We start from the raw sequence: 14,193 nt of genomic DNA on the forward strand, positions 1-14,193 counted from the left end.
CGAGCGTGCACCGGGCTGTGACCTGCGGCTCACCCGCCGCCCTGTCGTGGGCCACGACCGGCAGGCGGGAGCGAGCCGCCCTAGGCTCGGCCGGTGCCTGACGCGACCGCGCTCGACGCCGTCGAGACCACCGACGCCGTCCCCTCCCTGGTCCAGCGCGACCCGCGGCCCAGCCCGCAGCGCCTCCTGGACGACCTCGTGCCCCCGCCGCACTTCGCCGCGGCGAGCTTCGACACCTACCGCCCCGACCCGTCGCAGCCCACGCAGGCCGACGCCGTGGCCGCCCTGCGCGACAGGGCCGGGCGCTGGAGCGGGGCCAAGGGGTCGAAGGGCGCGAGGGGCGGCGGGCTCGCCAAGCTGTTCGGCCGCGGCGGCGTGGGTGGCGGGGCGGCCAAGGAGGGGATCTACCTCGACGGCGGCTTCGGCGTGGGCAAGACCCACCTGCTGACCTCCCTCTTCCACGCCGTGGACAGCCCGACGGCCCCCGCCGCGTACGGCACGTTCGTGGAGTACACGAACCTGGCCGGGGCGCTGGGGTTCCGGCAGGCCGTGGAGGCCCTCTCGGCCAAGCGCCTCGTCTGCATCGACGAGTTCGAGCTGGACGACCCGGGCGACACCGTCCTCATGAGCCGCCTGCTGCGCGAGCTGTCGGACGCGGGCACAGCGCTGGCCGCCACCTCCAACACGCTGCCCGACGCGCTGGGGGAGGGCCGGTTCGCCGCGGAGGACTTCCTGCGCGAGATCCAGGCGGTCGCCTCGCGCTTCGACGTCTACCGGGTCGACGGCGAGGACTACCGCCACCGCGGCCTGCCCGCCCCGCCGGAGCCCGCCACCGACGCCGAGGTGCGCGAGCGCGCGGCGCAGCGGCTGGCCTCCGGCGAGGGCGTGGTGCTCGACTCCTTCGACGCGCTCCTCGGCCACCTCGCCACCGTGCACCCCAGCCGCTACGGGGCCCTGCTGGACGGGGTCACGGCGGTCCACTGGACCGGGGTGCGCCCGGTCTCTGACCAGAGCGTGGCGCTGCGCCTGGTGGTGCTCGGCGACCGCATGTACGACCGCGACCTGCCGCTGGTGGCCTCCGGCGCCCCGCTCGACCAGCTCTTCCCCGACGAGCTCATGAACGGCGGCTACCGCAAGAAGTACGCCCGCGCCGTCTCGCGCCTCACCGCCCTGGCCCGCGAGGGCTCCCAGGGCTGAACCGCCCTGCTCCGGAGGTCCGTGGTCACGGACCTCCGGAGCACTCTCAGGAGAGGCGGACGACGGCGCTGGCCCGGGCGGGCAGCCGCACGGCGGTGCCCGACGAGCCTGCGGAGACCTCGGTGGTCGCGGCGTCCCACGCGAGGACCACCTCGGCGCGCGCGTCGTCGTCGTCCAGGGCGCCGGCCAGCGGGACCACCTGCTCGTGGGCGGCCAGGTTCGCCACCAGCGCCAGGGAGCCGCGACGGGCCACCAGCCAGGGGCTGCCGCCTTCGCGCAGCTCGGCGTCACCGCTGGTGGCCGTGCGGACGGCGCGCAGGTCGTCGCCGGCGAGGTCGGGCTCGGAGCGGCGCAGCGCCAGCAGGTCGCGGGTCCAGGCCAGGTGCCTCGCCCCGCGCTCGGAGGTCGGCTCTGACCAGTCGAGCTTCGAGCCCGTGAAGGTCGACTCCTCCTGCGGGTCGGGCACCTCCACATCGCCTTCCCACCCGTGGGAGGCGAACTCCTCGGCCCGGCCCTTGCTCACCAGGGCGCCCAGCTCGGCGTCGTGGTCGGTGAAGAACATCCACGGCGTGGTGGCGCCCCACTCCTCGCCCATGAAGATCATCGGCGTGAAGGCGCTCGTGAGGACCACCGCCTGCGCGGTGGCGAGCGCGGCGTCGTCCAGGGACGCCGAGAGCCGGTCGCCGGTGGCGCGGTTGCCGGTCTGGTCGTGCGTGGTGGTGTACGCGACGAACGCGTGACCGCCGAAGCGGGAGGTGTCGACGGGCGCCCCCCAGGTCTTGCCGCGGAACGGGCTGTAGGTGCCCGCGTGGTGGAACACGCGCTCCAGCACGCCGCCGAGCACCTCGAGGCTGGCGAAGTCCTTGTAGTAGCCCCCGCGCTCGCCGGTCATCACCGAGCGCAGGGCGTGGTGGACGTCGTCGGCCCACTGCGCCTGCATCCCGCGGGCGGGCAGGTCCGTGCCGGACTCCTCGCCCAGCGGCGTGACCATGCCGGTGTCGTTGAGGTCGCTCTCGGCGATGAGCGTCAGCGGCCGCCCGAGCTCGGCGGAGAGGGCGGCCGTCTCGCGGGCCAGCTGGGCCAGCACGTGCTCGTCGGAGTCGTCCACGAGGGCGTGGACGGCGTCCAGGCGCAGCGCGTCGACGTGGAAGTCGCGGAACCACCGCAAGGCGTTGTCGAGGACGAAGCGCCGCACGCCGTCGGCGCCCGGCTGGTCGAGGTTGACCGCCGCGCCCCACGGCGTGTGGTGCTCCTCGGTGAAGTACGGGCCGAACTCGCCGAGGTAGTTCCCCGCCGGGCCCAGGTGGTTGTAGACGCAGTCGAGCGCCACGCCCAGCCCCGCCTGGTGGGCGGCGTCGACGAAGCGCTGCAGCGCCGCGGGACCGCCGTAGGCGTCGTGCACGGCGTAGAGGTCCACGCCGTCGTAGCCCCAGCCGCGGCGCCCGGGGAACGCGGCCACCGGCAGCAGCTCGACGACGTCGACGCCGAGCGCGGTCAGGTGCCCCAGCTTCTCCGCCGCCGCGTCGAGCGTGCCCTCGGCGGTGAAGGTGCCGACGTGCATCTCGTAGACCACGGCGCCTCGGGCGTCCCGGCCTGCCCACGCGCCGTCTCCCCAGGCGTGGGCGCCCGCGTGGAAGGCGCGGCTGGGGCCGTGGACGTCGTGCGGCTGGTGAGCGCTGCGCGGGTCGGGCCGGGGGTCGCCGCCGTCCACCCGGAAGGCGTAGTCGGTGCCGTCGCCGGCCTCCGCCACCTCCGACGCCCACCAGCCGGGGGCGGGATCGTCGGTGGGCTCCATGGGCAGCGTCCGCGTGCCGGAGGGGAGGTGGACGTCGATCTCGACGCGGTCAGCAGAGGGCGCCCAGACGGCGAAGCGGTGCACCCGACCACCCAACCGGTGATCATGGGCGTCCGCCACCCGACCGGGGGATGCGCGCGGCCAGCGTCAGACGCGTCCCGTCCAGGACAGCGACGTCAGGTCGGCCTTGTCGATGTAGAGACCGCCGCCGAGGTGGTCGATCTCGTGCTGCATGATCCGCGCCGCCCAGCCGTGGAAGACGTCGTCGAAGGCGCGCCCCGTCTCGTCCTGCCCGACCACGCGCACCGAGCGGAACCTCGCCACCTCGGCCTCGTAGCCGACCACCGACAGGCAGCCCTCCTCGAAGACCACCCGCTCGGCGGACTCGACGTCCACCGCCTCGCCGGCCGCGTCCACCGGCGAGTACGACGGGTTGACGATCACGCGGAACGGCAGGTCCGTCCGCTCGCGCGGGTCGTCCTCGTCGTCCCCGGAGTCCTCGACGACGGCGAGGGCCAGGCCCAGGCCGACCTGGGGAGCTGCCAGCCCCACGCCGGGAGCGGCGTGCATGGAGACCTTCATCGCCTCGACGAGGTCGGCCATGAGCTCGGGGGAGAGCTCACCGTCGTAGGGCTGGGCGACCTCCCGGAGCACCGGGTGGCCCGCCTGCACGATGGGCAGCGGCTGTGTCCCGCGCAGCAGCTTGCCGACCGCCTTGCGGAGGTCCTTGCTGCTCATCGGGCGGTGGATGCCGTCAACGACGCTGGTGGGGCTCGACTGCTGGGCCATGCTCACGGCGCAGCATCCTCCACCACGGCGCCCGTGGCGGCAGCAGCCACCTCGCTCGCACCCTCGCGGACGAGCAGCGCGACGGGCATCGCGGACAGCAGCCGCGACAGCGCCACGGCGCCGCCGTCGTGCAGGGCGCCCGTGAGCAGGTCGCGCCACGCGCCTGGGCCGGACGCCCCGGGCAGCACGACCGAGTGCTGCCCCCAGCCGCCGAGCCGCTCCAGGGAGGCCGCCAGGCGCGTGGCCACGACCACCACCTGGGGGGCTCCGCCGTCGACGTCGGCGCTGCCCCGCCCGAAGGCCACGGCGTTGCCGGTGGAGGTGGCCACCGCGGCGTACGTGGCGCCCTCGCCGACGAACCACTCCGGGTGCTCGCGGCGCAGGCGCAGCGCGCGGGAGGTCACGAGCAGCTTCTCGTCCGACAGGTCGACGGGCCGGGCGCCGGAGTCGATGCGGGACAGCCGTCGGCGGCGCTCGGCGTAGTCGACAGGACGGCGGTTGTCCGGGTCGACCAGGGACAGCGAGACCACCTCGGTGCCCTGGTACACGTCCGGCACGCCGGGCATCGTCAGCTGGACGAGCTTCTGCCCGAGCACGCCCACGCGCACCGGCTCGGCGATGCGCTGCGAGAACGCCTCGACGGCGTCCACCACCGCGGAGTCACCCAGGACGCCCACCGCGAAGGACCGCACGGCGTCCTCGTAGGCCTCGTCGGGGTTCGTCCAGGTGGTGTGGAGCTTCGCCTCGCGGATGGCCTTCTCGAGGTAGCCGAGGAGGCGCTCGCCGCTGATGGGGCCGCCCGGCCTGCCGTCGCGGACGCCTGAGCCCCAGGTGCCCAGCAGCGTCTGCCAGATGAGGTGCTCGGTCTGCCCGTCCAGCTCCTGGCGGCGGTGCTCGGCCGCCAGGCGCCGCCACTGGCGCAGCGCCTCGGCGAACTCCAGCGGCAGCTCGGAGAGGACGGCGAGCCGCGCCCGCACGTCCTCGTCGCGCTTGGTGTCGTGCGTGGTGAGCGTGGTCATGGCCACCGGCCAGTCGCGCACCTGCTGGGCGCAGTAGGCGTGGAACTCCTCCGGTGCGACGCCCACCCGGTCGGGGTCGCCGCCCACCTCGTTCAGACCGGCGAGGCGGAACCAGCGGTAGAACGCGGTGTCCTCCACGCCCTTGGCCATCACGGGCCCGCACGTCTGCTGGAACCTCACCACCAGCTCGGCGCGGTCGGCGTCCGCCTGGCGACCGGCGCTGCCGACCTCGCGGCCCAGGAGCAGGTCGACGACGACGGCGAGGGTGTCCCACCGCTCCTCGGGCAGGTGCTCGCGCGCCTGCTCCGCGGCTTCCTCGAGGACCCGCTGCGCCTCGGCCGGGGCGGGCTCTCCCGGCACCACGTACGCGCGGTACCGCGGGAAGGCCACCAGCAGCTCCACCACGCACTCGCGCAGGGCGCGCTCGGTGTGGTCGCGCAGGCGCACGTCCGCCGCGACGATCTGGACCAGCAGCTGGACCAGCCGGTGGACCTCGGCGTACAGACCCGCCTCGACGACCTCGCGCTTGGCGGCGGACACGACGGCGGGGAACCCGGTCGCCTCGCCCGTGACCTCCGCCAGCAGCGCCGACAGCGGCCCGGCGCCGGCCGGGTCCACGAAGAGCCCTCCCACGCGCAGCAGCGCGTCGTAGCCGGTGGTGCCGGCCACGGGCCAGTCGTCGGGGAGCACCTCGGTGCCCTCGAGGATCTTCTCCACCACCACCCACGCCCCGCCGGAGCGCTCCGCGAGGCGGCGCACGTACCCGCGAGGGTCGGCGAGGCCGTCGGGGTGGTCGATGCGCAGCCCCTCCAGCTCGCCGGACTCCAGCAGCTCGAGCAGCAGCTCGTGGCTGGCGTCGAAGACCTCGGGGTCCTCCACGCGGATGGCGGCCAGGGTGTCGACGTCGAAGAAGCGGCGGTAGTTCAGCTCCTCGTCGGCCACGCGCCAGTGCGCCAGCCGGTACCACTGGCGGTCCACCAGCTCGGCCAGCGGCAGCGTCTCCGTGCCGGGGCGCACGGGGAAGACGTGGTCGTAGTAGCGCAGCAGCGGCTCGCTGCCCGAGGTGTCGAGCACCAGCTCTCCGCTGCCGAGCACCTGCCCGATCCGGGATCCGAGCACGGGCATGAGGAGCGCGTGCCCCGACGTCCACCAGTCCACGTCGAACCAGCGCGCGTAGGGGGAGTCCGGTCCGTCGCGCAGCACCGACCACAGGGCGCGGTTGAGCCGCGCCGGCGTCGGCACCGCCATGTGGTTGGGGACGACGTCGGCCACGGCGGCCAGGCCCTTGCTGCGCAGCCGCTGCACCAGCACGTCGAGGGCCTCGCGGCCGCCCGCCTCGGGGTTGACGCGGCTGTGGTCGACCACGTCGTACCCGTGCGCCGAGCCCGGCGTCGGCTCCAGGAGCGGGGAGAGGTACGCGTGCGAGACGCCCAGGGCGTCGAGGTGGTCGACGACGGCGGTCGCGTCGTCGTAGCCGAACTCCGGACGGATCTGGAGCCGGTACGTCGAGACCGGGACGGGCTTGCCGGGCGCGGGGCGGTGCTGCGCGGCGGAGCCACCCTGCCCGCCCTGCTGGCCGGTCTGCTGGTTCTCGCTCACAGCGCCTCCACCGAGGGACGGGTCACCACGAGCAGGCTGCGCCCGGCCACCGTGACGTCGGAACCAGCCGTGTACGGGCCGGTCGCCTCGGCAGCGGCCAGTGCGATGACCGCCGGCACCGCGGGCCGCGGCGTCTCCGGCGGTGAGTGCGTGTCGACCACCACCCGCCACTCGTGGCCGTACTCCTCGGGCGGGAGCGTGAAGACGACGTCCTCGTGCGAGGCGTTGAACATGATGTAGAAGCTGTCGTCCACGATCTGCTCTCCACGGGGGTCGGGCTCGGGGATCGCCCAGCCGTTGAGGAACACGCCGAGGGACCGCGCGTAGCCGGTCGACCAGTCGCTGTGCGTCATGTGGACGCCGGCGGGGGTGAACCAGGCGATGTCGCCCAGCGCGCTCTCCCCGCCGTGGTGCGCGTCCCCGGCGAAGAACCGGCGCCGGCGGAAGACCGGGTGGCTCATCCGCACCGAGATCACCTGCTGGGTGAAGCGGAGCAGGTCCCGCTGCTCGTCGGTGAGGTTCCAGTCCACCCACGAGGTGCGGTTGTCCTGGCAGTAGGTGTTGTTGTTGCCCTTCTGCGTCCGCCCCAGCTCGTCGCCGTGGAGGATCATGGGCACCCCCTGGGACAGCAGCAGGGTGGCCAGCATGTTGCGCTGCTGGCGGGCGCGGAGGGCGCCGACCTCCTTGTCCTTGGTCTCGCCCTCCACCCCGCAGTTCCACGACCGGTTGTGGCTCTCGCCGTCGCGCCCGCCCTCGCCGTTGGCCTCGTTGTGCTTCTCGTTGTACGAGACGAGGTCGCGCATCGTGAAGCCGTCGTGCGCGGTGACGAAGTTGATGGACGCGATGGGCTTGCGGCCGTTGTGCTCGTACAGGTCGGAGGAGCCGGAGATGCGGCTGGCGAACTCGGCCAGCGCGCTCGGCTCGCCGCGCCAGAAGTCGCGGACGGTGTCGCGGTACTTGCCGTTCCACTCCGTCCACAGCGGGGGGAACCCGCCGACCTGGTAGCCGCCGTCGCCGACGTCCCACGGCTCGGCGATGAGCTTGACCTGCGAGACCACCGGGTCCTGCTGGATCAGGTCGAAGAAGGCCGACAGGCGGTCGACCTCGTGGAACTGCCGGGCCAGGGTGCTCGCCAGGTCGAAGCGGAACCCGTCGACGTGCATGTCGTTCACCCAGTACCGCAGCGAGTCCATGATCAGCTGTAGCACGTGCGGGGAGCGCATGAGCAGCGAGTTCCCGGTGCCGGTGGTGTCGTAGTAGTGGGCCTTGTCGGAGTCGACCAGGCGGTAGTAGGCCGCGTTGTCGATGCCGCGGAAGGCCAGCGTCGGGCCCATGTGGTTGCCCTCGGCGGTGTGGTTGTAGACGACGTCGAGGATCACCTCGATGCCCGCCTGGTGCAGCGTGCGCACCATCGACTTGAACTCCATCACCTGCTGCCCGCGGGTGCCGGTGGAGGAGTAGGCGTTGTGGGGGGCGAAGAACCCGATGGTGTTGTAGCCCCAGTAGTTGGTCATGCCCTTCTCCTGCAGGTGGGTGTCCTGCACGAACTGGTGGACGGGCATGAGCTCGATGGCGGTGACGCCGAGGTCGGTGAGGTGCTCGACCATCGCGGGGTGGCCGATGCCGGCGTACGTGCCGCGGATCTCCTCGGGCAGGCCGGGGTGGGTCATCGTGAGGCCCTTGACGTGCGCCTCGTAGATGACCGTCTCGTGGTAGTCCCGACGCGGTGGCCGGTCGGTGCCCCAGTCGAAGTAGGGGTTCACCACCACGGACAGCATCGTGTGGCGGGCGCTGTCCGCGGTGTTGCGGCGCGAGGGGTCCTTGAAGGAGTAGCTGAAGAGCGACTCGTGCCCGTCCACCTGGCCGTCGATGGCCTTGGCGTAGGGGTCGAGCAGCAGCTTGCTGGGGTTGCACCGGTGGCCCGCGGCCGGGTCGTACGGGCCGTGCACGCGGTAGCCGTAGCGCTGCCCGGGCTGGACCCGCGGCAGGTAGGCGTGCCACACGAAGCCGTCGACCTCGGGCAGGTCGATGCGCGTCTCGCGCCCGCGCTCGTCCACGAGGCAGAGCTCCACGCGCGAGGCGACCTCCGAGAAGAGCGCGAAGTTGGTCCCCGCGCCGTCGAAGGTGGCCCCCAGCGGGTAGGGGCGTCCTGGCCAGACCTGCATGGCGTCCTCTCACGGGCGTCTGTCGTGCGGCCCGCCGCTCCGGGCGCCGGGCTGGGGTCATCCTGGCCGAGGGCGGTCGCCGGCGCCTCGTGAAGGGTCGGCGGATGACCTCCGGACGGCACTGCGGCGACCTCCGGGCGGCTCCGGCGAGAACCCCCGGTGAGGCCGAGAGGGGGGGCGGTTCGACGTGGGCCCCGGGCGTGAAGTAATGTTCTTCTTGTTCGGCCGCAAGGCCGGTACGCGGACGTGGCTCAGTTGGTAGAGCATCACCTTGCCAAGGTGAGGGTCGCGGGTTCGAATCCCGTCGTCCGCTCGGAGGGCACCGCACGAGGGTCGCTCGGACTCGGATGCCCCTCGGTGGAGTGGCCGAGAGGCGAGGCAACGGCCTGCAAAGCCGTGTACACGGGTTCGAATCCCGTCTCCACCTCATGCGCACCTCGGTGACGCACGGGCGATTGGCGCAGTGGTAGCGCGCTTCCTTGACACGGAAGAGGTCACTGGTTCGAACCCAGTATCGCCCACCAGGTCAGACCCCGGATCCGCTGGCGGACCGGGGTCTTCGTGCACCTGCGGGCAGCTGCCGGTCGGGCGCGTCCCGTCGCGGCCCTTTCGCACCCCACCCCCATGACAGTCATGCCCTCGCGCGTCACGTCCGCAGTCGGCCGTGCGGCTGCGCCGCCGCCTTCCGGGGTCCTGGCCGCGCGAGCCGGTCGTCGCGGGGTCACCGGGCAGCCCGAGTGCCGGCGGGCAGGTCCAGTGCCGCTTCCGGGGTCAGACCCGGCACCGAGCCGGCCCGCCGGCACTGAGCCTGCCCACCGGATCCGTGTGCCGGCCGATGCTGGCGCTCTGGACCGGCGCTGAGGCGCGTGATCGTCGCGGGCGGCCGGGTGGACGTGAGGAGGGCGCCACCCCGACATCGGGGTGGCGCCCTCCTCGTCCGAGCGGGAGCTGGGTCTCGAGCTAGACAGCGCGGCCCAGGAGCTCGGCGAGCTCGTCGTCGACGTGGACGTGGCGGCTCTCGGCCCCGGGGGGCACGAGGGCGTGGGTGCGGTCGAGGAAGTCGCGGAGGTCAGCAGCGTCGGCCTCGAGGACGGCGTGGCCGTCGGGGGAGCTGAGCGAGACGAGCACGACCTCCGTGCCGTCGGCCTCGCCGGGCCACACCTGGACGTCCCCCTCGCCCGTGGGGCGGCGCAGACCCTCCCGCAGGAGGTCGCGTGCGAAGACCCACTCGATCGAGCCGCCGTCGCCGCGGAACGAAGCGGTGACGGCGAACGGGTCGTGGACGCCGTAGCCGAACTCCACGGAGACCGGAACCTTGCCCGACTCGGGGACGACGAGGCGCAGCTCGACCTCGGCGTCGACGTGAGCTGAGCCCTTGGGCACGGTGGTCCTCCCCGGTGAGCGGCGGCCGGAGCCGGCGGCGTCGCCGACCCCTTCGGGTCGGACACCCTCGATGTTCCCCCGTCCCGGACGGATCAAACACCCCCGGGCGGCGTGTCGTACGAGACGTACCCTAGGCGGGTGCAGCCTGCGCCGCCGGTACCTCCCGCTCCCGACGACGCCGCGACCCCCGCGCCGACCGGTCCCGCCGCTGGTCGGACGCGCACCGGAGCCTCCCGCGGCGGACCGGGCTCCACCCGCCGGGAGCGCCGCGACCGCTGGGAGTGGCGCGCCAGGGTCCGCGCGGACCCCAAGAAGCACCGCGTCTACCGCGTGGTGGTCGCGTGCGTCGGCGTGTTCCTCATCCTCCTGGGGGCCGCCACCGGCTGGCTGCCGGGACCGGGCGGCATCCCGCTGGTCCTCGCCGGCCTGGCCGTGCTGGCGAGCGAGTTCGCCTGGGCGCACCGCCTCCTGAAGCGCGCGCGGATCGCTGTGCGGCGGTTCACGCACTGGGCCGCCCGCCAGCCGCTGTGGCTGCGCCTCACCGGCTCGGGTGCGGCGATCGCCTGCGCGCTCGGCGGCGCCTGGCTCTTCCTCGTGGTGGTGGGGCCACCGGCGGTGCTGCCCGCGGAGGCCGTGGCGTTCCTCGGCCGGATCCCCGGCGTGGACCCCTGACGAGGAGCACCGCGGGAGACCTGTAATGTGTTCTCCGCACCGGGCGATTGGCTCAGCGGTAGAGCGCCTCGTTCACACCGAGGAGGTCACTGGTTCGATCCCAGTATCGCCCACCGGTCGCTGAAGGGCCGTCCCTCCTGTGGGGCGGCCCTTCAGCGTTCCCAGGGTCGTCTCGGTCGTGCGAGGAGGTCGTCCGTGGACCACGGCGTCGTCGTCGGCCGGGTCGCGCTGCTGCGGCGCTTCCCTCTGCGCTCCGCCGGTGGGGACCTCCCCGCGAGCGTCTCCCTGGACGCCGCCGGGCTCGCCCACGACCGGCGCTGGCAGCTCCTCGACGCCGCCGGTGAGCCCGTGCGGGCCCGCGACGTGCCGGAGCTGGCCGCGTGGGTGGCCTCCGTCGACGACGACGCGCTGCGCGTGCGGCCGGCAGGAGCCGCTGGCGGAGCTGCGGCCCCGGGGGACGGCTGGCCCGTCCGGCTGGCTGGTCCCGGCACCCGCCTGCACGACGCCCGGGCCGCGGGAGTGGGGGCCGCTGGTGCCCCGGGGCCCCACCGCGAGGGCGCGGCGGTGCACCTGGTGGCCGCCGGTGCCGCCGAGGCCCCGGACGCGCCCGCGGGCTGCGACCCGGGTGAGCGCGCCAACGTCGTCGTCGAGCTCGACCCGGCGCTCGCGCAGCCGGGCGAGGAGCGGACGTGGGTGGGGCGGCGCCTCCGGCTGCAGCGGGCGGACGCGGCGCCCGGGCCGCTGCTGCGCGTCACCCGCACCCCGAAGCGCTGCCTGGGGGTGTACGCCGACGTCGTCGAGCCGGGGGTGGTCGGCGTCGGCGACGTCGTCGTCCTGCTGGACACCTGACGGGGGCCCGGCGGGCGCACTGGCCAGCGCCGTAGAGTCACGGCCGTGTCTGAGCCTGATGTCCTGCGCGTGGTGGTCGACGGTGCCGAGCGCGGGGTCGCGACGGGCACCACGGCCGCCGAGCTGTACGAGGGTCGCCGCGACGTCGTCGTGGCCCGCATCGGCGGCGAGCTGCGCGACCTGACCACGGAGCTGGCCGACGGCGACGTCGTCGAGGCGGTCGAGGTGGGCAGCCCGGACGGGCTCGACGTGCTGCGCCACTCCACCGCGCACGTGCTCGCGCAGGCCGTGCAGTCGCTGCACCCGCAGGCGAAGCTCGGCATCGGCCCGCCGGTGCGCGACGGCTTCTACTACGACTTCGACGTCGAGGTGCCGTTCACCCCCGAGGACCTCAAGGCCCTCGAGAAGGAGATGCAGCGCATCGTCAAGGAGGGCCAGACCTTCCGCCGCCGGGTCGTCACCGACGAGGAGGCCCGCGCGGAGCTGGCCGACGAGCCGTACAAGCTCGAGCTGATCGGCCTCAAGGGCGGTACCGGCAGCCCCGAGGCGGGTGACGAGGTGGCAGAAGGCGCGTCGGTGGAGGTCGGCGCCGGTGAGCTCACCATCTACGACAACGTCCGCCGCGGCGGCGAGGTCGCCTGGAAGGACCTGTGCCGCGGCCCGCACGTGCCGAGCACCCGCCTGCTGGCCAACGGCTGGCAGCTCACGCGCACCGCCGCCGCCTACTGGCGGGGGGACCAGGCGAACCAGCAGCTGCAGCGCGTCTACGGCACGGCGTGGCCGTCCAAGGACGAGCTGCGCGCCCACCTGGAGCGCCTGGCCGAGGCGGAGCGGCGCGACCACCGCCGCCTGGGTGCCGAGCTCGACCTGTTCTCCTTCCCCGACGAGATCGGCTCCGGCCTGGCGGTGTTCCACCCGCGCGGCGGCGTCATCAAGCGGGAGATGGAGGACTACGTCCGCCGGCGGCACGTGGAGGAGGGCTTCGACTACGTCGGGACGCCCCACATCTCCAAGCAGCACCTCTTCGAGACCTCTGGCCACCTGCCGTACTACGCCGACACGATGTTCCCGCCGATGGAGCTCGAGAACGCGCAGTACTACCTCAAGGCCATGAACTGCCCGATGCACAACCTGATCTTCAGGTCGCGCGGGCGCTCCTACCGCGAGCTGCCGCTGCGCTTCTTCGAGTTCGGGTCGGTGTACCGCTACGAGAAGTCCGGCGTGGTGCACGGCCTGACCCGCGTGCGCGGCCTCACCCAGGACGACTCCCACAGCTACTGCACTCCCGAGCAGGCGCCGGCCGAGGTCGAGAAGCTGCTCGGCTTCGTGCTCGGGCTGCTGAAGGACTTCGGGCTGGACGACTACTACCTCGAGCTGTCCACCCGCGGCACCGGCGACAAGTTCATCGGTTCCGACGAGGAGTGGGAGCAGGCCACCGAGGTGCTGCGCGGCTGCGCCGAGCGCACCGGCCTGGAGCTGGTCCCCGACCCGGGCGGCGCGGCCTTCTACGGCCCGAAGATCTCCGTGCAGGCGCGCGACGCCATCGGCCGCACCTGGCAGATGTCGACCATCCAGTACGACTTCAACCAGCCGGCCCGCTTCGGCCTGGAGTTCACCGCGGCCGACGGCTCCCACCAGCAGCCGGTGATGATCCACTCGGCGAAGTTCGGCTCCCTCGAGCGGTTCTTCGGCGTGCTGGTCGAGCACTACGCCGGGGCGTTCCCCCCGTGGCTCGCGCCCGTGCAGGTGGTCGGCGTGCCGGTCGCGGAGGACTTCGCCCCGCACCTGCACGACGTCGTCCGCCAGCTCAAGGCGCAGGGGATCCGCGCCGAGGTCGACGACTCCGACGACCGCATGCAGAAGAAGATCCGCACCCACTCCAAGGCGAAGGTGCCGTTCGTGCTCATCGCGGGCGGAGACGACGTCGAGGCCGGTGCGGTCTCCTTCCGCTACCGCGACGGTCGGCAGGACAACGCCGTGCCGGTCGCGGAGGCCGTGGAGCGCATCGTCGAGGCGGTCCGCACCCGGGTCCAGGTGTGAGCGAGCCGTCGTCCTCGGTGGAACCGCCCGCCGCTCCGTTCGACCCGGTGGGCGCGGAGGACCCGAGCGGCTTCGCCCGCGAGGCCGACGGCTTCGAGCGACTGTGGACGCCCCACCGCATGGCGTACATCGGCGGCGAGAACAAGCCGCCGAGCGCGGCCGCCGGCTCCGGCTGCCCGTTCTGCCGGGCGCCGTCGCTGGAGGACGAGGACGCGCTCGTCGTCGCCCGGGGTGAGCTCTGCTTCGTGGTGCTCAACCTCTACCCCTACAACCCGGGCCACCTCATGGTCTGCCCCTACCGGCACGTGGCCGGCTACGTGGACCTGACGCCGCAGGAGACCGTGGAGGTCGCCACGCTCACGCAGAGCGCGCTGCGGGTGCTCGCGCGGGTCAGCAACCCCTCGGGGTTCAACCTCGGCGTGAACCAGGGCCAGGCGGGAGGGGCCGGCATCGCCGCGCACCTGCACCAGCACGTCGTGCCCCGCTGGACCGGCGACGCCAACTTCCTCCCGGTCATCGGGCGGACCAAGGCCCTCCCCGAGCTGCTCGCCGACACCCGCGCCAAGCTCGCCGACGCGTGGGCCGCCGCGGGCGAGCCCGGAACGACCACGAGCACCACCTCGGGCAGCGGGTCGAGCGGCTCGTCCGGCCCAGCGGCCCGGGCCTGAAGCAGGCCCGGCGCGGG

10 protein-coding genes and 4 tRNA genes are annotated in these 14,193 nt (G+C 73.6%); 9 read left to right on the forward strand and 5 right to left on the reverse strand.

Annotated elements, in window-relative coordinates; genetic code table 11:
* Positions 1 to 93: 93 nt before the first annotated feature.
* On the forward strand, positions 94 to 1,197 hold the full coding sequence (zapE, locus tag FMM08_RS03505; RefSeq protein ID WP_187279527.1) for a cell division protein ZapE: 1,104 nt from the start codon (positions 94 to 96) through the stop codon (positions 1,195 to 1,197).
* 46 nt (positions 1,198 to 1,243) lie between these two features.
* On the opposite strand, the gene treZ is transcribed toward zapE, so the two are convergent.
* The 4 genes from treZ to glgX form a co-directional block, all read right to left on the reverse strand.
* A complete protein-coding gene (gene treZ, locus FMM08_RS03510) occupies positions 1,244 to 3,076 on the reverse strand; it encodes a malto-oligosyltrehalose trehalohydrolase (RefSeq protein ID WP_147924984.1) in 1,833 nt (610 codons plus the stop codon).
* Positions 3,077 to 3,139: 63 nt separating this feature from the next.
* Entirely contained in the window at positions 3,140 to 3,781 is a 642-nt protein-coding gene (locus FMM08_RS03515; protein ID WP_147925282.1) for a peptide deformylase, read from the reverse strand.
* Between the two features lie 2 nt (positions 3,782 to 3,783).
* Complete coding sequence (gene treY / locus FMM08_RS03520) at positions 3,784 to 6,399, reverse strand: malto-oligosyltrehalose synthase (RefSeq protein ID WP_147924985.1); 2,616 nt, start codon at positions 6,397 to 6,399, stop codon at positions 3,784 to 3,786.
* On the reverse strand, positions 6,396 to 8,564 hold the full coding sequence (gene glgX, locus FMM08_RS03525) for a glycogen debranching protein GlgX (protein WP_147924986.1): 2,169 nt from the start codon (positions 8,562 to 8,564) through the stop codon (positions 6,396 to 6,398). The genes treY and glgX overlap by 4 nt, the downstream gene beginning before the upstream one ends.
* 240 nt (positions 8,565 to 8,804) lie before the next feature.
* Here glgX and FMM08_RS03530 point away from each other — a divergent pair.
* From FMM08_RS03530 to FMM08_RS03540, 3 genes are all read left to right on the forward strand, one after another.
* Positions 8,805 to 8,877 (forward strand) — tRNA-Gly (locus tag FMM08_RS03530).
* A gap of 43 nt (positions 8,878 to 8,920) precedes the next feature.
* Positions 8,921 to 8,991, forward strand: a tRNA-Cys gene (locus FMM08_RS03535).
* Between the two features lie 22 nt (positions 8,992 to 9,013).
* Positions 9,014 to 9,088 (forward strand) — tRNA-Val (locus FMM08_RS03540).
* Positions 9,089 to 9,524: 436 nt separating this feature from the next.
* Here FMM08_RS03540 and FMM08_RS03545 read toward each other — a convergent pair.
* Positions 9,525 to 9,947 (reverse strand): SsgA family sporulation/cell division regulator, encoded by a 423-nt coding sequence (locus FMM08_RS03545; protein WP_147924987.1) that lies wholly within the window; start codon positions 9,945 to 9,947, stop codon positions 9,525 to 9,527.
* A gap of 138 nt (positions 9,948 to 10,085) precedes the next feature.
* Between FMM08_RS03545 and FMM08_RS22830 the strand changes: the two genes are divergently transcribed.
* The 5 genes from FMM08_RS22830 to FMM08_RS03570 all read left to right on the forward strand — a co-directional run bounded on the left by FMM08_RS22830 (position 10,086) and on the right by FMM08_RS03570 (position 14,176).
* On the forward strand, positions 10,086 to 10,619 hold the full coding sequence (locus FMM08_RS22830) for a PGPGW domain-containing protein (RefSeq protein ID WP_187279528.1): 534 nt from the start codon (positions 10,086 to 10,088) through the stop codon (positions 10,617 to 10,619).
* 41 nt (positions 10,620 to 10,660) lie between these two features.
* Positions 10,661 to 10,732: transfer RNA gene (locus tag FMM08_RS03555), tRNA-Val, on the forward strand.
* Between the two features lie 82 nt (positions 10,733 to 10,814).
* Positions 10,815 to 11,468: an MOSC N-terminal beta barrel domain-containing protein gene (locus FMM08_RS03560; protein ID WP_222710370.1), complete on the forward strand. Its 654-nt coding sequence runs from the start codon at positions 10,815 to 10,817 to the stop codon at positions 11,466 to 11,468.
* 45 nt (positions 11,469 to 11,513) lie between these two features.
* Positions 11,514 to 13,508, forward strand: coding sequence for a threonine--tRNA ligase (gene thrS, locus FMM08_RS03565; RefSeq protein ID WP_147924988.1), 1,995 nt, complete (start codon positions 11,514 to 11,516; stop codon positions 13,506 to 13,508).
* Complete coding sequence (locus FMM08_RS03570) at positions 13,505 to 14,176, forward strand: HIT family protein (protein ID WP_439653544.1); 672 nt, start codon at positions 13,505 to 13,507, stop codon at positions 14,174 to 14,176. Before thrS ends, FMM08_RS03570 begins: the two co-directional genes overlap by 4 nt.
* The last annotated feature ends 17 nt before the right edge of the window (positions 14,177 to 14,193 follow it).

It is taken from the genome of Quadrisphaera setariae, from assembly GCF_008041935.1.
GTDB lineage: Bacteria > Actinomycetota > Actinomycetes > Actinomycetales > Quadrisphaeraceae > Quadrisphaera > Quadrisphaera setariae.